The sequence below is a fragment of the Burkholderia sp. AU33803 genome, from assembly GCF_002223095.1.
Taxonomy (GTDB): domain Bacteria; phylum Pseudomonadota; class Gammaproteobacteria; order Burkholderiales; family Burkholderiaceae; genus Burkholderia.
In genome coordinates, this window is the sequence record NZ_NKFJ01000004.1 from 1,695,963 (window position 1) to 1,718,661 (window position 22,699).

Below are 22,699 nucleotides of genomic sequence, written 5' to 3' on the forward strand. Positions count from 1 at the left end.
GGCGATCAGGCCGCTGCGACGCAGCAGGCCGTATTGCGATGTCAGGCGTCGATCAGGTCGTCGAGGCGGAAGCGCGCGATCCGGTAGATCTGGTCGAGGCTCGCCCGCAGTTCCTCGGTGCGCGAGTGATTCACGCGCGACTCGAAGTTCGCGATGATGCCGTGCCGGTCATAGCCGCGCACCGCGAGGATGAACGGGAAGCCGAACTTCTCGCGATACGTGCGGTTCAGCGTCAGCAGCTTGTCGAACTCTTCCTGCGTGCACTGGTCGAGGCCCGCGCCGCTCTGCTCGCGCGTCGACTCGGCGGTCAGCTCGCCGCGCACGGCAGCCTTGCCGGCCAGCTCCGGGTGGGCGTTGATCAGCGCGAGCTGGCGCGCTTCGCCGGCCGTTTCCACCGCACCCGACATCGTCTCGTGCAGCGCATCGATGCTCGCGAACGGCCGCTGGCCCGCGGCGACTTCCGCCACCCACGGCGAATGTTCGAAGATCCCCGACAGTGCCGCGACAAATGCGCTCGGCGCCATCGTGTTCAGTTGTTCCAACGTGTAGCGCATCGCCTTCATGCTTTCCCTTCGTTTCGATGATTGGGCTGATACGGATGATGTTCACGCCAGTGACGCGCGATATCGACACGGCGCGTCACCCATACGCGATCGTGCTTCTCGATGTGGTCGAGGAAACGCTGCAGCCCGCGGAACCGGCCCGGCCGGCCGAGCAACCGGCAGTGCATGCCGATCGACAGCATCTTCGGCGCTTCGTCGCCTTCCGCGTACAGCACGTCGAATGCATCGCGCAGGTAGTCGAAGAAGTGATCGCCGGTGTTGAAGCCCTGCGGCGTCGCGAAGCGCATGTCGTTCGTGTCGAGCGTGTACGGCACGATCAGTTGCGGCGTTTTCTTGCCGCCCGACACTTCGACGTCCATCCAGAACGGCAGGTCGTCGCCGTAGTTGTCGGAGTCGTACAGGAAGCCGCCGTATTCCGCGACCAGGCGGTGCGTATTGGGGCTGTCGCGGCCGGTGTACCAGCCGAGCGGGCGCTCGCCCGTCACGCGCTCGATCGCTTCCATCCCGAGGCGCATGTGCTCGGCCTCGAGTTCCGGCGTCATGCTCTGGTAGTGGATCCAGCGCCAGCCGTGGCACGCGATTTCATGGCCCAGCTCGACGAACGCGCGCGCGAGCTCCGGATGGCGTTCGATCGCCATGCCGACGCCGAATACCGTCAGCGGCAACCCGCGCTTCTCGAATTCGCGCAGGATGCGCCACACGCCGGCCCGCGAACCGTATTCGTAGATCGACTCCATGCTCATGTGGCGGTCGGGATACGCGGCGGCGCCGACGATTTCCGACAGGAACTGCTCGGAGCCCGGATCGCCGTGCAGCACGCAGTTCTCGCCGCCCTCCTCGTAATTCAGCACGAATTGCACGGCGACGCGGGCGCGCCCCGGCCAGTTCGCCTGAACGGGATGGCGGCCGTAGCCGATCAGGTCGCGAGGATAGTTGGGATCGAGTGACATGGTTCGAAGTGCGGCGAAAGCTCGCTGAAATAATGGGTTCGCATCGACTGCACGGGGGCCGGAGGCCGGCTGCGCAAGCCGATGCGATGACGGCCCAGTTTAGCGAAAACGCCCATACGCGCCCATACAGCGGCGCAGATAGTGCGTGTCAGACGGTGTGTATGTGCGGTTGCGGCAAATTCGCGACCGGTTCCGCCTGATCCCCGTCCGGCGGGCTGAAGCGGGCGAACGCGCCGTCGTAGCGCTTCGGCAGCGGGCGCGCGTAGTCGCCGCGCTTCGCGGTCGCGAGGCGCAGCGCGACGAGCGCCTCGGCCCACTTGACGGCCGCCGTGACGCCCTCGACCACCGGCGCGCCGATCTGCTGCTCGATCTCGTGCGCGAACTCGGCCATCCCCGCGCAACCGAGCACGATCGCGTCGGCGCCGTCCTCGTCGAGCGCGCGCCGGCATTCGTCGACGATGATCCGGCGCGCGGCCGAGCCCGGCCGGTCGAGCTCGAGCACCGCGACGTCGGTCGCGCGCACGTTGCGGCAAAACCGTTTCATCCCGTAGCGCTCGGCGAGATGCCAAGCCATCCCGCAGGTGCGCGCGAGTGTCGTGACGACCGAGAAGCCCGGCGCGAGCACGCTCGCCGCATGCATCGCGGCCTCGGCGATGCCGATCACCGGCCCGCGCGCGAGCTCGCGCGCCGCGTACAGGCCCGGATCGCCGAAGCACGCGATCACGTATGCATCGCAGCCGTCGCGCTCGCCCTGCACGATCTCGGCGAGCAGCCCCGGCGTCGCGAGCGCCTCGTCGTAATACCCTTCGATCGACGGCGGCCCCATCGGCGGGCTCACCGCGACGATCTCCGTGCCGGCGGCCGCGACCTCGCGCGCGCAGCGGCCCATCGCGTCGGTCATCCGCTGGGTCGTATTCGGATTGATCAGTCGGATCTTCATCGCATGCTCCTCAGGCCTTCGCGCTCACGAGCAGCCGGTAGAACACGAAGCCGAGCCCCGCGCCGATGAACCACGAGAAGTTCGCGACGCCCTGCCAGCCCGGCACCATCACGCAGACGACCGCGATCACCGCGGCCGGCAACAGCGCGGCAAGCGCGCGGCGGTTCACGCCGCCCGTGTACCAGTACGTGCCGCTTTCCGACATCGTGTACAGGTCGTCGCGCACGAGCCGGCCGCGCTTGACGAGGTAGAAGTCGGCGATCAGCACGCCGTACAGCGGGCCGATGAACGCGCCGAGCACGTCGAGCGTGTAGTGGATCACGGCCGGGTTGTTGAACAGGTTCCACGGCGTGATGAAGATCGACGCGACGGCCGCGAGCATCCCGCCCGCGCGCCAGCTGATCAGGCGCGGCGCGACGTTCGAGAAGTCGAACGCGGGCGACACGAAGTTCGCGACGATGTTGATGCCGATCGTCGCGATCGTGAAGGTCAGCGCGCCGAGGATCACCGCGGTCGGATGGTCGATGCGACCGACCGTCTCGACGGGATCGGTGATGAGTTCGCCGAACACCGGCAGCGTCGCGGCCGTCGTGATCACCGTGACGAGCGAGAACGCGAGGAAGTTGACCGGCAGCCCCCAGAAATTGCCGCGCTTCACTTCGCCGAACGAGCGGCAGTAGCGCGAGAAATCACCGAAGTTCAGCATCGGCCCGGAGAAGTACGACACGACCAGCGACACGGCCGTGATCATCACCGGAATCACTTCCGCGCCGTGGTACTTCACGCCGCCGAGGTTGAGGCCGATGTTGCGCCAGCCCGCGCGCCACACCATGTAGCCGGCGAGGATGAACATCACGACGTAGACGGCCGGCCCCGCGAAGTCGATGAACTTCTTGATCGTCTCCATCCCGTTCCAGAACACGAACGCCTGGAGCACCCACAGCAGCATGAAGCCGGCCCAGCCGACCGCCGAGAGCCCGAGGAAGCCGTAGCGATGCACGTCCGCGTACGGCAGCCATTGCGGGAAGAATTTCAGCACGACGATCACGAGCGCGCTCGACGCGAGATAGGTCTGGATCCCGTACCACGCGATCGCGATCAGCCCGCGGATCACGGCCGGCACGTTCGCGCCGAGCACGCCGAACGTCGCGCGGCATGCGACCGGATACGGCACGCCGATCTGCTGGCTCGGCCGCGCGATCAGGTTGCACAGCAGGTTCACGAAGCCGATCCCGACGATCAGCGCGATCAGCACCTGCCAGCTCGTCAGCCCGAGCGCGAACAGGCTCCCCGCGAACACGTAGCCGCCGACGCTGTGCACGTCCGACATCCAGAACGCGAAGATGTTGTACGCGCCCCATGTCTGGTTTTTCAGGGGTGCCAAATCTTCGTTGTACAGACGTTCGCTGTAACCCTTCGGCAGTGTCGGGTCGCCGCCCTCGCCGCCTTCATCCGCCGGATAGGCGCTGTCGTGCGCCACACTGAACTGAGCCATGACTTCTCCTTGACGCGGCCGCAAGGCCGCTCCACCGTCATCGATATCGCTCCGGATCGACGCCCGGAGTCGGACCAGCGGCCCGCGGCAAATGCCGCGGGCCTGCATTTCGCTCGTTCTTGTGGCGCGTGGCCGGGTTCGCGTCGCCGCTCAGGCGCCGCCGAACACTTCGCGCAAATCGACCTGCCCTTGCGCGGGCCGGTCCAGCATCTTCAGTTCGACATGCTGCAGGTGGTGCGCCATCAGCGTCACCGCCCGCTTCGGATCGCCGGCCTCCAGCGCACCGAGAATCTCGTCGTGGTCGTCGCACGAGCACGGGCTGCGCCCGTGCGACTCGTACAGCGCCGACATCAGCGTCGAGCGTGCGACGAGCCCTTCGAGGCACGCGCTGAGCGTCGCATTGCCCATCAGCGTCGCGAGCGCCGTATGGAATTCGCCCGACAGGCGAATCCAGGCCGCGAAGTCCTGCCGCTGGAACGCCTTGCGTTCCTTCTCGATCAGCGCGGCGACACCCTTCAGCCGCTTGGCGCCGGGCCCGGTCGCGAGCCGCTCGACCACGGCGAGCTCGATGATCCGGCGCATCTCGAACACCTCGTGCACGTCCTGCAGCGTCGGGCTCGCGACGAACGCGCCGCGGTTCGGCTCCAGATCGACCAGCTTGTCGGTCGCGAGCTGCGCGAGCGCCTGGCGGATCGCCCCGCGCTTCACGTTGAACACCTCGCAGAGCTGCGCTTCCGTCAGCTTCGCGCCCGGCGCGAGCCGATGCTCGAGGATCGCCGTGCGGATCCGCTCGGCGATCGCTTCGGGACTGGCTGCACCGGACAGGTGGGATTCGGGCTCGTTCATGATCGGCATCGTGTGATGATCCTCATCCTAGGGCGGACATAAAGATTGTCAACAATTCTTTTCCGGCATTGCGCACAATCGGCGTGCATCGCCGCGACCCGGTTCGGTGCACGATGCGTCGAATCCATGCACGACAAGGACAAGACGTATGACAGACGTGCTTCTCGTCGTATACCCGCCCGGTCATTTTGTTGACAAAACTGGTGCAAGATCCGACGGCGAGCATGCTGATGTCGACGAAAATATTTGACCGTTAGTTGCGCGCTTACATAAAGAAAAAGGCGGGAACCCCCGCCTTTCGACCGGCTGCGCCCGCCTCAACCGAGGTGCGGATAGTCCGACACGGTGAGCCGGAACCCGTGCGCATTCGCGACCAGTTGCGCCTGTGCGCCGAACGGCAGCGTCAGCAGGTCGGGCACGTGGCCGAACTGAAGCCCCGTCACGACCGGAATCCCGATCACCGCGCGCACCTGGTCGATCATCGCCTGCATGTCGTAGCCGTTGTCGTACTCGAACGGCCGCGCACCGGTGAACTGGCCGAGCACGAGCGCCTGCTGGCGCGCGAGCAGCCCCGACAGATGCAGTTGATAGATCATCCGCTCGATCCGGAACGGCTGCTCGTTGACGTCCTCGATGAACAGGATGCCGCCTTCGATGTCGGGCATGTACGGCGTGCCGACGAGCGACGTGAGGATCGCGAGGTTGCCGCCCCACAGCGTGCCCGTCACGTTCACGGTCTGCACCTGCGGTGCTTCGGCGATGATCGTCGTACTCGGCTGCGTCAGTGTCTGCCAGAAGTGCTGCATCGTGAAGTCGCTCGGCGTTTCCGCGCCGAAGTCGGCGGACAGCATCGGGCCGCCGAACGTCTTGATGCGCGCCTTCGCGTACAGCGCGAGCTGGAGCGCCGTGAAATCGCTGTGGCCAACGAGCGCGACCGGCTGGTCGCGCAGCCGGCGTTCGAGCCCGCGATAATCGAGCCCGTGCAGGATGCGCGCCGCGCCATAGCCGCCGCGCACCGCGAGCGCGATGTCCGGCAGCGGCCGCTCGGGATCGGCAAGACGGTTCAGGTCGCCTGCCCGCTCGCCGTCGGTGCCGCCGAACCGCTGGAAGCGCCGCTGCGTCGCTTCGATGTTCTCGATGCGATGCTGCGCGGTGCTGAGGCGTTCGAGCGCGCGATTGATCGCGTCCGGATCGTGCGGATAGCCGGACGGCGCAAGCAGGCGGATGGTGTAGGACGCGGCAGGCTGGAAGGACATGGCGAAGAAAGGTGTCGGGTCGTCAAACCCCTTAGAGGGACCGAACCGTCTCCGGTTCACGGAACCGTGCACGCCCGGCTCGCGTCGAGCGACGGGCGCGGCGGGCGCCTATGACGCGCCGGAGTCGGCGTCGCGGGCGAGCCGTGCTTCGCGCAGCGCGCGACGGCGCTCGGCGAAGAACGACTTCAGCGCGGCGCCGCACTCGTCGGCGAGCACGCCGCCGGTCACTTCGGTATGGTGGTTCAGTTGCGGATTCGCGAATGCGTCGATCACGCTGCCGCACGCGCCCGTCTTCGGATCGGCGGCGCCGTAGACGACGCGCGCGATGCGCGCGTGCATGATCGCGCCCGCGCACATCAGGCACGGCTCTAGCGTCACGTACAGTTCGCAGCCGGGCATCCGGTAATTCTGCAGATGCTGTGCGGCCATGCGCAGCGCGGCCATTTCCGCATGGGCGGACGGGTCGTGCCCGCCGATCGGATGGTTGAAGCCGCGTGCGATCACTTCGTCGCCACGCACGAGCACCGCGCCGACCGGCACTTCGCCGGCCGCGCGCGCCTCTTCGGCGGCAGCCTGGGCGAGACGCATGAAATGCAGGTCGCGCGCCGATACGGGCGCGGCTTCGGGAACGGGAGATTCGGCGGCGGGTTCGGCCGCCGGGGCGACTGTCGACCGGGCTGCGTCGTGCAGCGCGTCGGACGTCACATCGGCCCCGCTTCGGCGGACGCTTCGTCAAGCCCGCGCTCGCACAGGCGCTCCGCGATGCGCCGGCAGTAGTCGCGCGGCATCACCATCGGGCCGCCGCGCAGCGATTCGAGCGCCATGTCGAGTGCGAGGATCTTCGCCTGCAACCGGCACCGCGCGGCGCGATCGCTGACCGCCTGCACTTCGTCATGCAGGTTGCGCAGCGCGCGCAATTGCTCGACGGCCGGCGGCACGAAGCCCGCATTCTTCAGGATACGGTTGGCCACCCGCACCTCCTCGGGCACGAGCAGGTCGTCATCCAGCGCCTGTGGCGCGCCGGTACCCGGCAAATCGTCGAACTCGCCCCGCGCGGCGGCGGCGGCAATACGTTGTTCGACCAGGGCGTCAAGCAATCTCATCAGTCAATCGGAACAATGCGGCAGGCCGAATTCTAGCAGGGTGACGCGGGTATGACAGGCCCTTCGAATATATGCTCGATATTGTGCTTTTTAGGGGCCGAATCGCGGGGCATGCGCGCCGATCGGTCTCATTTGCCGCTCTGCTGCGCTGCAGCGGGCTGTGGGCCATCTGGACACCGGTCATCGCGCCCCGTGTCGGGCTCCGTTTTGGTGTGGGACGACGCCAACGGAACCGCGCCGCCCCGGAAAAAAGACGCGGCCCTGTTTCCCGTTTTCCCGGTTCAGGCAGCCGCCGCTTCCCGCCGCGCGTTCGCGAACGGACGGAACATCGTCGCGATCAGGAACGCGCCGAGACCGATCGCAAACGAGCCGAGATACAGCCAGCCATAGCTGCCGAACGTATCGACGATCAGGCCGCCCGCGACCGGCCCCGCGGCCATCCCGAGGCTGCCGGCCATCGCGCAGCCGCCGATCACCGTGCCCATCATCCGCAGCGGGAAGTTCTCGCGCGCCAGCACCGCATACAGCGGCATCACGCCCGCGTAGATGAAGCCGAACACGATCGCGACCGCGTAGAACCCGTCGAGCGTGCGCACGAAGTAGTACCCGAGCGCCCCCAGCGCCTGCGCAAGCAGCCCGGCCACCAGCATGCGCTTCGCGCCGAGGCGGTCGCCCAGGATCCCGAACGCGATCCGGCCGCCCATGCCGGCGAGCCCTTCGACGCTGTAGATCGACACCGCGGCGATCAGCGGGATCCCGCACGTCACCGCGTAGCTGACCGTATGGAAGATCGGGCCCGAATGCGTCGCGCAGCAAAAGAAGTTGGTCAGCAGCAGCACGACGAACTGCGGCGAACGCAGCGCGGCCGCGACCGACATCGCCGCCGGCTCGCCGGCGGGCGCCGGCACCGCTGAAGCCGCCCGCGCGCCGTCGAGCGCGGGCGCCCGGCGCACCAGCAACGACACCGGAATCATCACGACGGCCGCCAGCACCGCAATCAGCAGCATCGACGTGCGCCAGTCGCGCACCGACACGAGCCACGCGGCCAGCGGGGCCATCGTCATCGGCGCCATCCCCATGCCGGCCGACACGAGCGACACCGCGAGGCTGCGGTGCGTGTCGAACCAGCCGGTCACGCACGCCATCATCGGCGCGAATATCGCAGCCGTCGCGCCGCCGACGGCGAGGCCGAACGTGAGCTGGAACGCGAGCAGCGACGGCGCGCGGCTCGCCAGCGCCAGGCTTGCCGACAGCAGGACGGCGCCCGTGATGACGACCGGGCGCGTGCCGATGCGGTCCGACAGGCTGCCCCACGCGATGCTCGCGAAGGCCATCGCGATGAAGCCGAGCGTCATCGCGCCGGAAATGCCGGTCACCGACCAGCCCGTGTCGCGCGCGATCGCGCGCAGGAATACCGGCAGCGAAAACATCGCGCCGATCGCGATGCAGCCCATCAGGCCGCCCGCGGCGACGATGATCCAGCGGTATCGGGAATCCGGCATGGGGTGCCTCCTTGTCGTGATGGCGATCCTCGGGAACCGGGCGCCACCTGCTTTGCGCAAGGCCCGGTCGACATGGATACGACGGGCGGCGCACCGCGAAATCGACATGCGCGGCACACACGCCGGCGAATTTTTTGATTGTCCGCCGATCCGTTGCGCCCGTAACGGGCGAAGCGAGCCGACACCACATGGCGGATGGTCCGTTCGGTCTGCCCCCTGCCGCCGCGCTTTTCCGGAATCGGAAAGTCGAAATCAGAAATAGTTGGTTGGGCCGCGCGATCCGGCTGACTACACTCGAGCGATCTTGTCATAACAAGTTGACCGATGACCTCCCCCAACGTCGTGCCGCTGTCGCCGGCTCCTCTCTACGTGCAGATCAAGGACACGCTGCGCGCGCGCATTCTCGACGGCACCTATGCGCCGCACAGCCGGATGCCGTCCGAGCACGAACTCTGCGCGATGTTCGACGTCAGCCGCATCACGGTGCGCCAGGCGCTCGGCGATCTCCAGAAGGAAGGACTGCTGTTCAAGCTGCACGGCAAGGGCACCTTCGTGTCGAAGCCGAAGGCGTTCCAGAACGTGACGTCGCTGCAGGGCTTCGCCGAGGCGATGTCGTCGATGGGCTACGAGATCGTCAACCAGGTGCGCAGCTTCCGCACCGTCAAGGCCGACCGCCATCTCGCGACGAAGCTGAACGTGCCCGAGGGCGCGCCGCTCGTCGAGATTCATCGCGTGCGGCTGCTCAATCGCGAGCCCGTGTCGCTCGAACAGACGTGGGTACCCGAAGCCCTCGGCAAGCGCCTCGCGGCCGCCGATCTCGCGACGCGCGACATTTTCCTGGTCCTGGAAAACGACTGCGGCATCCCGCTCGGCCATGCCGACGTGTCGATCGACGCGATCCTCGCCGACGACGAGATCGTCGATGCGCTGCACGTCGAGGAAAGCAGCCCCGTGCTGCGCATCGAGCGCCTCACGCATGACGCGTCGGGCGCACCGATCGACTTCGAATACCTCTACTTCCGCGGCGACGCCTTCCAGTACCGGCTGCGCATCGACCGGCAGAAACCGCGCAAACCTGCAAGGAAACAGCAATGACTACCCATGTGCTCGAATACGACATCGTCGTGGTGGGCGGCGGCACGGCCGGCCCGATGGCGGCGATCAAGGCGAAGGAGCGCGACCCGTCCCTGCGCGTGCTGTTGCTCGAAAAGGCCAACGTGAAGCGCAGCGGCGCGATCTCGATGGGGATGGACGGCCTGAACAACGCCGTGATCCCCGGGCATGCGACGCCCGAGCAGTACACGCGCGAGATCACGATCGCCAACGACGGCATCGTCGACCAGGAGGCCGTGTACGCGTATGCGACGCACAGCTTCGAAACGATCGAACAGCTCGACCGCTGGGGCGTGAAGTTCGAGAAGGACGGCACCGGCGACTATGCGGTGAAGAAGGTCCATCACATGGGCTCGTACGTGCTGCCGATGCCGGAAGGACACGACATCAAGAAGGTGCTGTACCGGCAGCTGAAGCGCGCGCGCATCGCGATCACGAACCGGATCGTCGCGACGCGCGTGCTGACCGACGCGCAGGGCCGCGCAAGCGGCGTGCTCGGCTTCGACTGCCGCACCGCCGAATTCCACGTGATCCGCGCGAAGGCCGTGATTCTCTGCTGCGGCGCGGCCGGTCGCCTCGGCCTGCCGGCCTCGGGCTACCTGATGGGCACCTACGAGAACCCGACCAACGCGGGCGACGGCTATGCGATGGCGTACCACGCCGGTGCCGCGCTCGCGAATCTCGAATGCTTCCAGATCAATCCGCTGATCAAGGACTACAACGGCCCCGCGTGCGCGTACGTCACCGGCCCGCTCGGCGGCTTCACCGCGAACGGCAAGGGCGAACGCTTCATCGAATGCGATTACTGGAGCGGCCAGATGATGTGGGAGTTCTACCAGGAACTGCAAAGCGGCAACGGCCCCGTGTTCCTGAAGCTCGACCATCTCGCGGAAGAAACGATCCAGACCATCGAGCAGATCCTGCATACGAACGAGCGGCCGAGCCGCGGCCGCTTTCATGCCGGGCGCGGCACCGACTACCGCAGCCAGATGGTCGAGATGCACATCTCCGAGATCGGTTTCTGCAGCGGGCACAGCGCATCCGGCGTGTACGTGAACGCCCGCGCAGAGACGACCGTGCCCGGGCTCTACGCGGCCGGCGACATGGCGGCCGTCCCGCACAACTACATGCTCGGCGCATTCACGTACGGCTGGTTTGCCGGGCAGAACGCGGCCGACTACGTGGCCGGCCGCGAGCATGCGCCGGTGGACGACGAACAGGTCGCCGCCGAACGCACCCGCGTGCTTGCCCCGCTGCTGCGCGAGCGCGGCCTGGCGCCGGCGCAGGTCGAATACAAGCTGCGCCGCATGGTGAACGACTATCTGCAACCGCCGAAGGTGACGCGCAAGATGGAAATCGGGCTGCAACGCTTTGACGCCATTACTGAGGACATCGAAGCGATAAAAGCGAATCATCCGCACGAACTGATGCGCGCCGCCGAAGTGCGTGCGATCCGCGACTGCGCGGAAATGGCCGCGCGCGCGTCGCTGTTTCGCACCGAGAGCCGCTGGGGGCTGTACCACCACCGCGTCGATTTTCCGCATCGCAACGACGCCGAATGGTTCTGCCACACCTGGCTGCGCAAGGACGCCGCGGGCGCGATGCGCAGCGAGAAGCGGCCGGTCGAACCGTACGTCGTGCCGCTTGCCGACGACGAACGCGGCGCCTACACGAATCTGCGCATCCGCGAACCGGCCGCGCTCGCGGCCGCCCTCTGAGGAACCTGCCATGTCCCATACGCCGCACGACATCTTCCAGCGCAGCAGCGCACCCGTGACGATCGACGAGAACCTCTGCATCGCCGACAAGGGCTGCACCGTCTGCGTCGACGTGTGCCCGCTCGACCTGCTCGCGATCGACGTGACCAAGGGAAAGGCCTACATGCAGTTCGACGAATGCTGGTACTGCATGCCGTGCGAACGCGATTGCCCGACTGGCGCGGTCAAGGTCGACATCCCTTACCTGCTGCGCTGACCGTGTCCCTCAACGCTTTCTCCCGTCGCCCATGACCGACTCCTCCTTCGCTGCCGCGTTGCCCCGCGCACATGCCTCCGACGAAGCCGCACTCGTCGCCCGCCTCGCCGCGCCCGATGCCGCCGTACGTCGCGTCGCCCTGTTCGAACTCGCCGACCTCGAGGATCCGGGGTTCGTGCCCGCGTTCGTCGTCGCGCTGCGCGACGATCCGTCGGCCGACGTGCGCGGCGAAGCTGCCCGTGTGCTCGGCGCATGGGAGCAACCCGACGTCGTCGATGCGCTGTGCTGCGCATTGCTCGATCCGGACGACGATGTGCGCGCCGCCGCCGCGCAGAGCCTGTCCGAACTGAAGGACGCGGCATCGGGCGCCGTGCTGTGCCGATGGGCCGAACGGCCCGAGCCGTTCGTGCGCCGTGCCGTGCTGCGCGGATTGCGCGAGTTGCGCGACCCCGGCGCGTTCGCGCCCGCGCTGCACGCGCTCGACGCCGAACACGCCGAGGTGCGCGCCGAAGCCGTGGCGGTGCTCGGCTGGCTCAAGGATCCGCGTGCGCTGCCACCGCTTGCAGGCATCGCGACAACCGATGCCGCAGCGGACGTGCGACGCATCGCGGTCGGCGCGATCGGGTTCGCGACACCCGACGACGCGACCGTCATCCACGCGCTGTTCGCCGCGCTGCGCGACCGCGAATGGCAGGTGCGCGAGGAAGCGGCCACGACGCTCGGCAAGCTGCGCGTCGCGACCGCGCGCGAACCGCTCGTCGCCGCGCTCGACGACGACTACTGGCAGGTGCGCCTGCGCGCCGCGCGTGCGCTCGGGCAACTGCGCGATGCGGCCGCGGCGCCGGCCGTCGTCGCGCTGCTCTCTCACGCGATCAGCAACCTGCGCAAGGAAGCCGCGCTTGCGCTCGGTGAATTGCGCGACCGCGCGACGTTGCCCGCACTGACCCACGCACTGGAGGATCACGATCCGGAAGTGCGCAAGGCCGTGCGGATCGCGATCCGGCAGATCGACGAGGCGTCGCGATGATCTCCCCGACCGAAATCGTGCTCGATCATCCGGCGCGCACGTTGACCCTCCGCTGGCCGGACGGTCACACGCAACGCGTCAGCTATGCACGGTTGCGCGGTGATTGCCCGTGTGCGGAATGCCGAAGGATCCGGCACGACGGCGGTCGTGTCGATGCACGGCCCGACCTGACGCTGGACAGCCTGGAAACGGCCGGCTACGGCATCCGCATGGTGTTCGGCGACGGTCATGCGCGCGGCATCTATCCGTGGCCGTATCTGGCGGACATGACAGCGCGGCCGTGACGTAGCGCCCGCGGCTGCGCGGATGAAATAGCAGGCATGCGGAAACGCTGCGATACTGACGCCCACGATCGTCTCCACTCACCGTGGGAGCAGAACATGCAAACCGCAGTCGGATTCATCGGCCTCGGCGTGATGGGCACGCCGATGGCGCTCAATCTTGCGCGGGCCGGCACGCCGCTCGTCGTATGGAGCCGGTCGCACGGCAGCGACGATGCGCTGCGCGACGCCGGGGCACGTGTGGCCGAGCACATCGAAGACGTGTTCGCGACCTGCCGCACCGTGATCCTGATGCTTGCGAACGACGCGGCGATCGACGGCGCCCTCGCGCGCGGCACGCCCGGTTTCGCCGCCCGCGTCGGCGGGCACACCATCGTGAACATGGGCACGAACGCACCCGAGTATTCGCGTGCACTGGCCGACGACATCGCCGCCGCGTCGGGCCGTTACGTCGAAGCACCGGTGTCGGGGTCGCGCAAGCCGGCCGAAGCCGGGCAACTCGTGGTGATGCTCGCCGGCGCACCGGACGACGTCGACGCCGTCCGTGCGCTCGTGAAGCCGCTGTGCCGAGACAGCTTCGTGTGCGGCGACGTACCGTCGGCGCTGACGATGAAGCTCGCCGTGAACCTGTTCCTGATCACGATGGTCACCGGCCTGACCGAAGCCACGCATTTCGCGCAACGCCACGGCATCGATCTCGCCCGCTTCGCCGACGTGCTGAATGCGGGCCCGATGGCGAGCGACGTGTCGCGCGTGAAGCTCGGCAAACTCGTCGCGGCCGACTTCTCGGTGCAAGCCGCGATCACCGACGTGCTGAAGAATGCGCGCCTCGTCGCCGAATCCGCGCGCGGCATCGGCATCGCGTCGCCGCTGCTCGACATCTGCCATGCGCTGTACGGCGAGACCGAGCGAGCCGGACATGGCGCGGACGACATGGTCGCCGTGATCCGCGCAATCGAGCAGCGCACCGACGGCGCGCAATGAATCGTCGCCGGCCGCCCCAACCACTCGAACGCACCCGCACGTAGCATCCCATGTCCGACTCAACCCGCTCCCCGACCAGCGTCCCCGCTTCCGTCCGCCCGGTTCCTGCCGTGATCGGCATCGTCCTGCGGGAGCGCGACGTGCTGCTGGTGCGTCGCGCCAATCCGCCCGATGCGGGCTGCTGGGGCTTTCCCGGCGGCAAGATCGAAGCGGGTGAATCGATTGCGCACGCGGTCGTGCGCGAGATCGCCGAAGAGACGACCGTCGACGTCGAGGCGCTCGACACCTTTACCGCGCTGGATGCGTTCGACTATGATGCCGGCGGCGACGTGCGTCAGCATTTCGTGATGGTCGCGGTGCTGTGCCGATGGTTGCGCGGCGCGCCTGTTGCCGGCGACGATGCACTCGACGCGCGCTGGTTCGATCTCGCCGAACTCGATCGCGATGACTTGCCGATGAGCGCAGGGGTTCGTGATGTCGCGCGACGCGCGATCGAGCGTGCGGCGGCACTTGGTCATGCGCAGCGTCCGGCCAATACTTGAATGCGTGAAGCACCGCTGTCTTTCTCGCAGCGCTTGCGCGCGGCCCGATCGGAACCATGACGGTGCCGGCTACGCGCCGACGAACCTCCAATTACAAATCAAAGATGGGCCAACCCATGATCAGAATTCGCAAGTCGACTCCGGCCGACGGCGCACGCGTGCTGGATATCTGGCGCAACGCGGTCGACGCCACGCACCACTTCCTCGGCGACGACGACCGTCGTGCGATCGAATCCGAAGTCGTCGCGTTCCTGCCCGGTGCGCCGCTCGATCTCGCCGTCGACGAAGCCGACCGCGCAATCGGCTTCATGTTGCTCGACGGCAGTCACATGGAAGCACTGTTCGTCGATCCCGCTCACCACGGCGCGGGTGTCGGGCGCCTGCTCGTGGAAGACGCGCTCAAGCGTCACCCCGACCTGTCGACCGACGTCAACGAGCAGAACGAATCGGCAGCGGGATTCTATGAACGGCTCGGCTTCGAGCGCATCGGGCGATCGGCGCTCGATGGGCAGGGGCGCGCCTATCCGTTGATCCACCTGCGCTATCGCGTGAAACCGTCGTCCTCGCCGCAGCGCGCATAACCGTGGCCGGCGCGGGATAGCGCGCCGCCCTCCACGTCATGCGCTCCGGGCACGCGAACGCGGCGACCTGATACCAGGTCCGCTCCACGCATGCCGCATGCGGCCACGTGACGCGTCATGCACGACGCACCGGTACCACGCGCTCGACCCTTGCACGGATGATCGTTTCCCGGACTGAACGAGCCTGTCGCGGGCCCGGAGATGCTAACCTCTCGGCCACTCTAAACGACATCGCGTGAAGCCACAGGATTCGACCATGCAAACCCTTGCGGTACTGGACTTCGAAACAACCGGACTTTCGCCGAACATGGGCGACCGTGCGACCGAAATCGCCGTCATCCTGCTCCGGGACGGTAAAATCGTCGACCGTTTCCAGAGCCTGATGAATGCAGGCAGACGCATACCGTCCGATGTCGTCGCGCTGACCGGCATCACGAACGAGATGATCGCAGCGGCGCCGCCGGCGTCGAAGGTCATGAAGGAAGCCGCGGCGTTCGTCGGCAAGCATGCGGTCGTCGCCCACAACGCCGGGTTCGACAAACGGTTCTGGCAGTCGGAACTCGGGCTGCTTGGCGTGTCGGCCGAGCATGCCTTTGCGTGCACGATGCTCGTGGCAAGACGTATCTATCCGGATGCCCGGAGTCACCGCCTGTCGAGCCTGGTGGATATGCTGCGGCTGCCGAAATCGGGCCGCGCACACCGGGCGATGGTCGATGCCGAGATGGCCGGGCACCTGTGGTGCCGGCTGCAGCAGGACATTGCGCGGACGTACGGACTGAATCGCATCGATCACGCGCTCATGGCCCGTGTGCAGGCAACGGCCAAGGCGAAAGTGCCGACGTACCTGCGTTCGCTCGTGGGCGCACACGCGTGAGCATCCGGGTCGCGATGCTTCCGATTCGCGCAATCCATTGATGAAAAACGGCTTGGCAACCTGCCAGGCCGTTTTCTTGTCGCAGCAGTCTTCCGGTTGATTCCAGATACAAGGCAACGGCAGGACGGCCGTCTTGTGGCCGCCCACGACGCTGACCGACTGAGCTGCGACTTGTGTTCGTGTCATGCAAGGCCTCTTCTTGCACATGGTGATGCAGATGGACAGGCTCTCGTCGTCCTGACGCGCCTGCGCGCGCTTGCAGCGCGACATGATGAGCAGGGTGTGCGCCCAACCGATTTCTCCAACCCGTGCGCGGGGCGTGGGCTCGGCACTGTATTGCAAAAAAATTGACGCAGCACCACAGGTTCTGCGCCGAACATGGCAAGCCTCCGTCCTTACGACACTCTCGGCTGCATGGCTTGTTTGGCGGCCGCTGGCACCAGCTCGCTCAACCGGGACAGGAACAGCTTGAGGATTGGAGAGGCGTTGGAACGGCTGTGACCGACAACGAGGTCGATTGTCGGCACGTCTCCCGCCAACGGGCGGCTCACCACGGACCACGGCAGCAGGTTCTCGACGTAGTCGGGAATCAACGTCAGCCCGCGCGTCGACGCCACGAGCGACATCACCATCGCTGGGTTGTCCACGCCCTGGGTGGGCGTAAGCGTCACACCTTCGCGCTGCAGGTACGTGTCCACCACGGAACGCAGCACGCGCGCCTTGTTGGCCATGGCCACGAAGGGCTGTCCCACGAGTTGTTGCGGTCGGATGCTCTCTTGCGAGGCCAAGGTGTGATCGCTCGGCATCAGCACGACCAGCGGCTCTTGCCCAACCGTCGTGTAGTCCAGGTCGAAGCCCGGCTCGGCGCGCAGGAAGGCCAGGTCCAGCCGGCCACGCGCCAATGCATCCGCCAGGTCCGGTGAGTAATCGCTGGAGACCGTGACGTCGATGTTCGGCAACTCGTCGCGCAGCAAGTTCAGCGCCTTCGGCAACCAGGTCATCTCCTGTCCGGTCAGGAAGCCCAGTGCAAAACGCTGCTTGCTCGGCTGCGCCGCCCGGCGCGCGGCCTCGATCGCCGCATCGACCTGACTCAGGGCCAGTCGCGCGTGATCGATGAAGGCTTTCCCCGCCGGCGTCAGTTCGACGCCGCGCGTGCTGCGGCTGAGCAGATCCACGCCGACCTGATCTTCCAGGTCGCGGATCTGCCGGCTCAGCGAAGGCTGGGACGTATGCAGCCGCCGCTCGGCAGCCACCGTCAGACTGCCCGTCTCCGCCACGGCGATGAAGTAGCGCAGATGTCTCAGCTCCATGCTTGCTCCCATGCTTTTTAGGCATACCAACCCACTTACAAAGTCTTTTTGTTTCTGAAGGGAGGCCCCTAAATTCTCACTCATGGCGGCGGGGAAAGCAGATTCGGAACGACAGCAACCCCTCGCCCGTACGTCAACCGTCATACCTCAAGGAGCATATCATGAGCCACCATCCCGTCATTCTCATCACCGGCGCGCTGACCGGCATCGGTCGCGCCACCGCCTTGGCGTTCGCAGACAGCGGCGCCCGTCTCGTCATCTCCGGCCGCCGGTCGGCGGAAGGCCAGGCACTCGAGTCCGAACTCCGTCAGCTGGGCGCCGAGGCCCACTTCATCCAAGCCGATGTCCGGCATGACCAGGAGGTTCAGGATCTGGTGGATCAGACCGTGGCTCACTTCGGCCGCCTGGACGTGGCCGTCAACAACGCCGGCACCGAAGGCCAGCCCGGCCTGATCGTGAACCAGACCGCCGACAGCTACGCCGCCACCTTCGACACCAACGTGCTCGGCACGCTGCTGAGCATGAAGCACGAACTGCGCGTGATGACTGCCCAGGGCAGCGGCAGCATCATCAACATCTCTTCGACTTACGGCCATGAAGGCGCGGCCTACGCGTCGGTGTACGCCGGCAGCAAGCATGCCGTCGAGGGCATGACCAAGTCCGCAGCGCTGGAAGTGGCGGCCGCGGGCGTTCGCGTCAACGCCGTGGCTCCCGGTCCGACCGACACCGGCATGCTGGACCGCTTCACCGCCACGCCGGAGAACAAGGCTGCGCTCGCTTCACGCGTGCCGCTGGGCCGCGTCGGCAAGCCGGCCGAGATTGCAGCGGCCGTGCGCTTCCTGGCTTCGGACGCCGCAGCGTTCGTGACCGGCCAGATCGTCACCGTCGATGGCGGCAAGTCAGCCGGCTGATCAGGGCCGCGCCGAGACGGCGCGGCCCTGTCCGTCACCCAGGCAACGCCCGGCTTTTCACCGAGGCGGGGCAGCACCTTGCCCGCTCAAGGATCCGTCAGCCTCATAGGGAATACGACCATGCACACCTTCACTCATCACACCGCCCCGACCCAGTACATCGAGGCCAATGGCATCCGCTTCGCCTATCGCCGATTCGGTGAGTCAAGCGACGTGCCAATCGTTTTCAACCAGCACTACACCGGAACGATGGACTATTGGGATCCGGCCGTGACCGACGGCCTCGCAGAGACGCGCGAGGTGATCCTGTTCAACAACGCTGGCGTGTCCAGCTCGTCCGGCGAGACGCCGGCAAGCTTCCCGGAAATGGGCGCCAACGCCATTGCCTTCATCCGCGCGCTCGGCCTCCACCAGGTCGATGTGCTGGGCATCTCGATTGGCGGTTTCGTCGCGCAGGAGATCGCACTTCAAGGTGGGGATCTCGTGCGCAAGCTCATCCTCGTCGGCACCGGCCATCGCGGCAACGACATGACGGCCAGCCGCTCGGCCGAGATCTTCGCGGGCCGCTACGAGCCGCCTGAACATCTCTGGCTGTCGGTGCACTTCGCGCCGTCCGAGGCCAGCCAGAAAGCCGGCATCGCCTTCCTTCAACGCAAGTGGCGCCGCCAGGATCGCGACCCGGAAGTGAGCGCGCAAACCGTTGCCGCCCAAGGCGCCGCCATCGGCAAATGGATCGCGCCGGACGAGAATGCGCTGGCCTACCTGAAGTCGATCCGGCAGCCCACGCTGATCGTCCAGGGCAGCAACGACGCGATCATCCCGACTGCGCACTCTGTCACGCTGCAGCAGCACCTGCCGAACGCCCAACTGGTGCTCTATCCGGACGCCGGCCACGGCTCGATTTATCAGTACCCGGAGCGCTTCGTCGCGCACGCCGTTCAGTTCCTGAACGAAGGCCCGGCCGGCATGGCCCGCGCTTGAGCGACCTCGCAACCTCTTTGGAGACGGACGTCATGAACTCACTCACGGGCAAGACCGCGCTCGTCACCGGTGCTTCGCGCGGCATCGGCCGCGCCACCGCCTTGACGCTGGCCGCGGCCGGAGCGCAGGTCCTGGTTCACTACGGCAGCGGCGAGACGGAGGCGACCGCCGTGGTCGACGAAATCCGCCGGGCCGGCGGCAAAGCCGAGACGATCGCCACCGACCTGCGTTCGCCGGACGGTCCGCACCAGCTCGCCGAACGCGTTCGCACCATCATCGGCGGACGGCTGGATGTCCTGGTGGCCAATGCGGGCATCGCCAAGGCCGCGTCGATCGAGGAGACGACGGTCGAGGACTTCGACGCGCTCTTCGCCGTCAACGTGCGCGCACCATTTTTCCTCGTGCAGCAACTACTGCCTGCTCTGTGCAAAGGAAGCAGCATCGTCCTGCTGTCGTCGCTGGCGGCACACGCCTCGGTCGGCACGCTCTCTGCCTACTCGGCCACCAAGGGTGCGATCGATACGCTGGTGAAGCACTGGGCCGCGGCTCTCGGCTCGCGTGGCATCCGCGTCAACGCGGTGGCACCGGGCGTGGTGGAAACCGAGATGTCGAGTTTCACCAAGACGGACGCGGGACGCGAGGCAACCCTCGGCATGCAGGCCTTGCAACGCGTGGCCCAACCCGAAGACATCGCCAGCGTCGTCGCGTTCCTGGCCTCGGACCAGGCGCGCTGGATCACCGGTGACACGTTGCGCGTGGATGGCGGCTCCAAGCTCTGAGCCCGCACCCATTCAATCTCTCAAGGAAATTCAAATGAAGCTCTATCACTCCACGTCGTCGCCCAATTCCCGTCGCGTGCGCATCCTGCTCGCCGAGAAGGGCCTCACTCCCACCCTGGTCCCGATCGACCTGGGCAAGGGCGAACAACACGCCGACGCCTACCGCGCCATCAATCCGCGCCGCGTCGTGCCCACGCTGGTGCTGGATGATGGGACGGCCCTCGGCGAAGTGCCCGTCATCAACCGCTACCTCGATGATGTGTACCCGACGCCCTCGCTCTTCGGCACGACGCCCGCGGAGCAGGCCGTGGTCTCGATGTGGGATCGCCGCATCGAGCAGGAAGGTTTCGCGTCAGTGATGGAAGCGATTCGGAACAAGGCGCCCGGCCTGAAGGGCCGGGCGATCGCGGGACCGCACGACTACGAGCAGATCCCTTCACTGGTCGAGCGCAGCACGCGGCGCGTGAAAAATCTGTTCGCGGACATGAACGCGCGGTTGGCCGAGTCGCCCTTCGCCGCTGGCGAGAACTTCTCGGTAGCGGACATCACGCTGCTCGTCACGGTGGATTTCGCCGCCAAGGCGATCGACTTGTCGATTCCGGAAGAATTCCGTGCGCTGCGACGCTGGTACGACGCCGTCTCGCTTCGCGACAGCGCAACCGCTTGAACGCAGTCCGTTTCGCATATTGCGAAGCGTTCACCGCGTCCAATTTTTTGACGGCGTTACCGTCGGTTTTACCGTCAGGGATCGGGAGAACTGTGGATGCCCGGAAAGCCGCGTAAAACTAGCTTCCCCGGGAAGACTTTTACCGTCAAGGACGGTAAAAGTCTGAATAGTGAACGAGAATGTCTTGATCCGGCCTCGACTTTTACCGCCAACTCTGCCGTCAACTTGTTTTGCAGGCCGACGATAGCCACCGATAGACTCCGCGACGTATTGATTTGAAAGTCAAATCGTTACGGCAGTTTTTCGATAGCTGGCGATAATCATCGAAGGACGTCAATTCACTCCCACTCGATCGTCGCCGGCGGCTTGCCCGAGATGTCGTACACGACCCGGTTGATCCCGCGCACCTCGTTGATGATCCGGTTCGACGCGCGGCCGAGCAGCGCGTACGGCAGGTGCGCCCAGTGTGCAGTCATGAAGTCGGTCGTCTGCACTGCGCGCAGCGACGTCACGTAGTCGTACGTGCGGCCATCGCCCATCACACCCACCGACTTCACCGGCAGGAACACCGCGAACGCCTGGCTCGTCAGGTCGTACCAGCTCTTGCCGACATCGGCTTCGCCGCACAAGCCGGCAGCCGCATCCTGCGCGGTCGCGGTCGTGTTGCGCAGTTCCTCGATGAAGATCGCGTCCGCGCGGCGCAGCAGGTCCGCGAACTCGCGCTTCACTTCGCCGAGAATCCGCACGCCGAGGCCCGGGCCCGGGAACGGATGGCGGTACACCATTTCCGGCGGCAGGCCGAGCGCAACGCCCAGTTCGCGCACTTCGTCCTTGAACAGGTCGCGCAGCGGTTCGAGCAGCTTCAGGCCGAGCGTTTCCGGCAGGCCGCCGACGTTGTGGTGGCTCTTGATCGTCGTCGCCTTCTTCGTCTTCGTGCCGCCCGATTCCACCACGTCCGGGTAGATCGTGCCCTGCGCGAGCCACTTCGCCTTCGACAGCTTCTTCGCCTCGGCCTGGAACACCTCGACGAACTCGCGGCCGATGATCTTGCGCTTCGCTTCCGGATCAGTCACGCCGGCCAGGTGGCCGAGGAACTGGTCGGACGCGTCGACGTGCACGACCTTCGCATGCAGGCGGCCCTCGAACATGTCGAGCACCATCTTGCCTTCGTTCAGGCGCAGCAGGCCGTGGTCGACGAACACGCAGGTGAGCTGGTCGCCGATCGCGCGATGGATCAGCGCAGCGGCGACGCTCGAATCCACACCGCCCGACAGGCCGAGAATCACTTCCTCGTCACCGACCTGCTCGCGGATCTTCGCGACGGCTTCCTCGATGTGGTTGCTCATGATCCAGTCGGGCTTCGCACCGGCAATCTGCAGCACGAAGCGCTCGATGATCTGGCGGCCCTTCACCGTGTGCGTGACTTCCGGATGGAACTGCACCGCGTAGTAGCCGCGCGCCTCGTCGGCCATGCCGGCGATCGGGCAGCTCGGCGTCGACGCCATCAGCGCGAAGCCCGGCGGCAGCTCGGCAACCTTGTCGCCGTGGCTCATCCAGACCTTCAGCATCCCGTGGCCTTCGTCCGTCTTGAAGTCCTCGATGCCGTCGAGCAGGCGCGTGTGTCCGTGTGCGCGCATTTCCGCGTAACCGAATTCGCGGTGGTCGCTCCATTCGACCTTGCCGCCGAGCTGCACGGCCATCGTCTGCATGCCGTAGCAGATGCCGAGCACCGGCACGCCGAGATCCCACACGGCCTGCGGCGCGCGCAGCTGATGGTCTTCGTACGTGCTCGCGTGGCTGCCCGACAGGATCACCGCCTTCGGCGCGAACTCGCGGACGAAGTCGTCGGACACATCGTTCGGATGGATTTCGCAGTAGACGTGCGCTTCGCGCACACGTCGCGCAATCAGTTGGGTGACTTGCGAACCGAAGTCGAGAATCAGGATTTTGTCGTGCATGGCTGCGGACGGGATGAAGAGAATAAGAAAAGCAGCGCATCATTTTCATCATGCGCTGCGTC

Annotated in this window: 24 protein-coding genes; 13 read left to right on the top strand and 11 right to left on the bottom strand. The window is 66.4% G+C overall.

Features of this window, described 5'->3' with window-relative positions:
• Positions 1 to 41: 41 nt before the first annotated feature.
• The 9 genes from uraD to CFB41_RS10400 form a co-directional block, all read right to left on the bottom strand.
• The gene (uraD, locus tag CFB41_RS10360) at positions 42 to 563 is read right to left on the bottom strand and encodes a 2-oxo-4-hydroxy-4-carboxy-5-ureidoimidazoline decarboxylase (protein ID WP_089456399.1); all 522 of its coding nucleotides are present in this window, start codon (positions 561 to 563) and stop codon (positions 42 to 44) included.
• A complete protein-coding gene (gene puuE, locus CFB41_RS10365; RefSeq protein ID WP_089456400.1) occupies positions 560 to 1,513 on the bottom strand; it encodes an allantoinase PuuE in 954 nt (317 codons plus the stop codon). The genes uraD and puuE overlap by 4 nt, the downstream gene beginning before the upstream one ends.
• Before the next feature lie 148 nt (positions 1,514 to 1,661).
• Positions 1,662 to 2,453 carry an aspartate/glutamate racemase family protein gene (locus CFB41_RS10370; protein ID WP_069248243.1) on the bottom strand — a complete coding sequence of 264 codons (792 nt, stop codon included), beginning with the start codon at positions 2,451 to 2,453 and terminating at the stop codon, positions 1,662 to 1,664.
• Positions 2,454 to 2,463: 10 nt separating this feature from the next.
• The gene (locus CFB41_RS10375) at positions 2,464 to 3,948 is read right to left on the bottom strand and encodes an NCS1 family nucleobase:cation symporter-1 (RefSeq protein ID WP_089456401.1); all 1,485 of its coding nucleotides are present in this window, start codon (positions 3,946 to 3,948) and stop codon (positions 2,464 to 2,466) included.
• 150 nt (positions 3,949 to 4,098) lie between these two features.
• Complete coding sequence (locus CFB41_RS10380) at positions 4,099 to 4,803, bottom strand: GntR family transcriptional regulator (protein WP_089456402.1); 705 nt, start codon at positions 4,801 to 4,803, stop codon at positions 4,099 to 4,101.
• A gap of 308 nt (positions 4,804 to 5,111) precedes the next feature.
• On the bottom strand, positions 5,112 to 6,050 hold the full coding sequence (gene ldcA / locus CFB41_RS10385) for a muramoyltetrapeptide carboxypeptidase (RefSeq protein WP_089440331.1): 939 nt from the start codon (positions 6,048 to 6,050) through the stop codon (positions 5,112 to 5,114).
• A 108-nt stretch (positions 6,051 to 6,158) separates the two neighbouring features.
• Positions 6,159 to 6,755 carry a tRNA adenosine(34) deaminase TadA gene (tadA, locus tag CFB41_RS10390; RefSeq protein WP_089440332.1) on the bottom strand — a complete coding sequence of 199 codons (597 nt, stop codon included), beginning with the start codon at positions 6,753 to 6,755 and terminating at the stop codon, positions 6,159 to 6,161.
• Positions 6,752 to 7,153 carry a DnaJ family domain-containing protein gene (locus CFB41_RS10395; RefSeq protein WP_006478536.1) on the bottom strand — a complete coding sequence of 134 codons (402 nt, stop codon included), beginning with the start codon at positions 7,151 to 7,153 and terminating at the stop codon, positions 6,752 to 6,754. The genes tadA and CFB41_RS10395 overlap by 4 nt, the downstream gene beginning before the upstream one ends.
• 281 nt (positions 7,154 to 7,434) lie before the next feature.
• On the bottom strand, positions 7,435 to 8,655 hold the full coding sequence (locus CFB41_RS10400; RefSeq protein ID WP_089456403.1) for an MFS transporter: 1,221 nt from the start codon (positions 8,653 to 8,655) through the stop codon (positions 7,435 to 7,437).
• Between the two features lie 324 nt (positions 8,656 to 8,979).
• Between CFB41_RS10400 and CFB41_RS10405 the strand changes: the two genes are divergently transcribed.
• From CFB41_RS10405 to CFB41_RS10445, 9 genes are all read left to right on the top strand, one after another.
• Complete coding sequence (locus tag CFB41_RS10405; RefSeq protein ID WP_089456404.1) at positions 8,980 to 9,750, top strand: GntR family transcriptional regulator; 771 nt, start codon at positions 8,980 to 8,982, stop codon at positions 9,748 to 9,750.
• Complete coding sequence (locus CFB41_RS10410) at positions 9,747 to 11,486, top strand: fumarate reductase/succinate dehydrogenase flavoprotein subunit (RefSeq protein ID WP_089456405.1); 1,740 nt, start codon at positions 9,747 to 9,749, stop codon at positions 11,484 to 11,486. The genes CFB41_RS10405 and CFB41_RS10410 overlap by 4 nt, the downstream gene beginning before the upstream one ends.
• A 10-nt stretch (positions 11,487 to 11,496) precedes the next feature.
• Positions 11,497 to 11,742, top strand: coding sequence for a ferredoxin family protein (locus CFB41_RS10415; RefSeq protein ID WP_089456406.1), 246 nt, complete (start codon positions 11,497 to 11,499; stop codon positions 11,740 to 11,742).
• Positions 11,743 to 11,773: 31 nt separating this feature from the next.
• Positions 11,774 to 12,769, top strand: a complete 996-nt coding sequence (locus CFB41_RS10420) for a HEAT repeat domain-containing protein (protein ID WP_089456407.1) — start codon at positions 11,774 to 11,776, stop codon at positions 12,767 to 12,769.
• Positions 12,766 to 13,053, top strand: a complete 288-nt coding sequence (locus tag CFB41_RS10425; protein ID WP_089456408.1) for a DUF971 domain-containing protein — start codon at positions 12,766 to 12,768, stop codon at positions 13,051 to 13,053. The genes CFB41_RS10420 and CFB41_RS10425 overlap by 4 nt, the downstream gene beginning before the upstream one ends.
• Before the next feature lie 96 nt (positions 13,054 to 13,149).
• Positions 13,150 to 14,034 (top strand): NAD(P)-dependent oxidoreductase, encoded by an 885-nt coding sequence (locus tag CFB41_RS10430; protein ID WP_089456409.1) that lies wholly within the window; start codon positions 13,150 to 13,152, stop codon positions 14,032 to 14,034.
• A 50-nt stretch (positions 14,035 to 14,084) separates the two neighbouring features.
• Complete coding sequence (locus CFB41_RS10435; RefSeq protein WP_089456410.1) at positions 14,085 to 14,576, top strand: NUDIX hydrolase; 492 nt, start codon at positions 14,085 to 14,087, stop codon at positions 14,574 to 14,576.
• 116 nt (positions 14,577 to 14,692) lie between these two features.
• Positions 14,693 to 15,157 (top strand): acetyltransferase, encoded by a 465-nt coding sequence (locus CFB41_RS10440; protein WP_089456411.1) that lies wholly within the window; start codon positions 14,693 to 14,695, stop codon positions 15,155 to 15,157.
• Between the two features lie 256 nt (positions 15,158 to 15,413).
• A complete protein-coding gene (locus CFB41_RS10445) occupies positions 15,414 to 16,031 on the top strand; it encodes a PolC-type DNA polymerase III (RefSeq protein ID WP_089456412.1) in 618 nt (205 codons plus the stop codon).
• A gap of 395 nt (positions 16,032 to 16,426) precedes the next feature.
• Here the strand turns inward: CFB41_RS10445 and CFB41_RS10450 are convergent, their stop codons facing one another.
• Positions 16,427 to 17,341, bottom strand: a complete 915-nt coding sequence (locus CFB41_RS10450; RefSeq protein ID WP_089456619.1) for a LysR family transcriptional regulator — start codon at positions 17,339 to 17,341, stop codon at positions 16,427 to 16,429.
• Between the two features lie 161 nt (positions 17,342 to 17,502).
• On the opposite strand from CFB41_RS10450, the gene CFB41_RS10455 reads away from it, so the two are divergent.
• The 4 genes from CFB41_RS10455 (at position 17,503) to CFB41_RS10470 (ending at position 20,679) form a co-directional block, all read left to right on the top strand.
• Positions 17,503 to 18,252, top strand: coding sequence for an SDR family NAD(P)-dependent oxidoreductase (locus CFB41_RS10455; protein WP_089456413.1), 750 nt, complete (start codon positions 17,503 to 17,505; stop codon positions 18,250 to 18,252).
• 120 nt (positions 18,253 to 18,372) lie between these two features.
• Complete coding sequence (locus CFB41_RS10460) at positions 18,373 to 19,233, top strand: alpha/beta fold hydrolase (RefSeq protein ID WP_089456414.1); 861 nt, start codon at positions 18,373 to 18,375, stop codon at positions 19,231 to 19,233.
• 32 nt (positions 19,234 to 19,265) lie between these two features.
• On the top strand, positions 19,266 to 20,012 hold the full coding sequence (locus CFB41_RS10465; protein ID WP_089440344.1) for an SDR family NAD(P)-dependent oxidoreductase: 747 nt from the start codon (positions 19,266 to 19,268) through the stop codon (positions 20,010 to 20,012).
• Positions 20,013 to 20,046: 34 nt separating this feature from the next.
• Positions 20,047 to 20,679 carry a glutathione S-transferase family protein gene (locus CFB41_RS10470; RefSeq protein WP_089456415.1) on the top strand — a complete coding sequence of 211 codons (633 nt, stop codon included), beginning with the start codon at positions 20,047 to 20,049 and terminating at the stop codon, positions 20,677 to 20,679.
• Between the two features lie 338 nt (positions 20,680 to 21,017).
• Here CFB41_RS10470 and guaA read toward each other — a convergent pair whose 3' ends face one another.
• The gene (guaA, locus tag CFB41_RS10475; protein ID WP_069248259.1) at positions 21,018 to 22,637 is read right to left on the bottom strand and encodes a glutamine-hydrolyzing GMP synthase; all 1,620 of its coding nucleotides are present in this window, start codon (positions 22,635 to 22,637) and stop codon (positions 21,018 to 21,020) included.
• Positions 22,638 to 22,699 lie beyond the last annotated feature (62 nt).

Coding starts and splice junctions, on each gene's coding strand:
- uraD (WP_089456399.1), bottom strand. CDS start 563: ATGAAGGCGATGCGCTACACGTTGGAACAACTGAACACGATGGCGCCG.
- puuE (WP_089456400.1), bottom strand. CDS start 1,513: ATGTCACTCGATCCCAACTATCCTCGCGACCTGATCGGCTACGGCCGC.
- CFB41_RS10370 (WP_069248243.1), bottom strand. CDS start 2,453: ATGAAGATCCGACTGATCAATCCGAATACGACCCAGCGGATGACCGAC.
- CFB41_RS10375 (WP_089456401.1), bottom strand. CDS start 3,948: ATGGCTCAGTTCAGTGTGGCGCACGACAGCGCCTATCCGGCGGATGAA.
- CFB41_RS10380 (WP_089456402.1), bottom strand. CDS start 4,803: ATGCCGATCATGAACGAGCCCGAATCCCACCTGTCCGGTGCAGCCAGT.
- ldcA (WP_089440331.1), bottom strand. CDS start 6,050: ATGTCCTTCCAGCCTGCCGCGTCCTACACCATCCGCCTGCTTGCGCCG.
- CFB41_RS10395 (WP_006478536.1), bottom strand. CDS start 7,153: ATGAGATTGCTTGACGCCCTGGTCGAACAACGTATTGCCGCCGCCGCC.
- CFB41_RS10400 (WP_089456403.1), bottom strand. CDS start 8,655: ATGCCGGATTCCCGATACCGCTGGATCATCGTCGCCGCGGGCGGCCTG.
- CFB41_RS10405 (WP_089456404.1), top strand. CDS start 8,980: ATGACCTCCCCCAACGTCGTGCCGCTGTCGCCGGCTCCTCTCTACGTG.
- CFB41_RS10410 (WP_089456405.1), top strand. CDS start 9,747: ATGACTACCCATGTGCTCGAATACGACATCGTCGTGGTGGGCGGCGGC.
- CFB41_RS10415 (WP_089456406.1), top strand. CDS start 11,497: ATGTCCCATACGCCGCACGACATCTTCCAGCGCAGCAGCGCACCCGTG.
- CFB41_RS10420 (WP_089456407.1), top strand. CDS start 11,774: ATGACCGACTCCTCCTTCGCTGCCGCGTTGCCCCGCGCACATGCCTCC.
- CFB41_RS10425 (WP_089456408.1), top strand. CDS start 12,766: ATGATCTCCCCGACCGAAATCGTGCTCGATCATCCGGCGCGCACGTTG.
- CFB41_RS10430 (WP_089456409.1), top strand. CDS start 13,150: ATGCAAACCGCAGTCGGATTCATCGGCCTCGGCGTGATGGGCACGCCG.
- CFB41_RS10435 (WP_089456410.1), top strand. CDS start 14,085: ATGTCCGACTCAACCCGCTCCCCGACCAGCGTCCCCGCTTCCGTCCGC.
- CFB41_RS10440 (WP_089456411.1), top strand. CDS start 14,693: ATGATCAGAATTCGCAAGTCGACTCCGGCCGACGGCGCACGCGTGCTG.
- CFB41_RS10445 (WP_089456412.1), top strand. CDS start 15,414: ATGCAAACCCTTGCGGTACTGGACTTCGAAACAACCGGACTTTCGCCG.
- CFB41_RS10450 (WP_089456619.1), bottom strand. CDS start 17,341: ATGGAGCTGAGACATCTGCGCTACTTCATCGCCGTGGCGGAGACGGGC.
- CFB41_RS10455 (WP_089456413.1), top strand. CDS start 17,503: ATGAGCCACCATCCCGTCATTCTCATCACCGGCGCGCTGACCGGCATC.
- CFB41_RS10460 (WP_089456414.1), top strand. CDS start 18,373: ATGCACACCTTCACTCATCACACCGCCCCGACCCAGTACATCGAGGCC.
- CFB41_RS10465 (WP_089440344.1), top strand. CDS start 19,266: ATGAACTCACTCACGGGCAAGACCGCGCTCGTCACCGGTGCTTCGCGC.
- CFB41_RS10470 (WP_089456415.1), top strand. CDS start 20,047: ATGAAGCTCTATCACTCCACGTCGTCGCCCAATTCCCGTCGCGTGCGC.
- guaA (WP_069248259.1), bottom strand. CDS start 22,637: ATGCACGACAAAATCCTGATTCTCGACTTCGGTTCGCAAGTCACCCAA.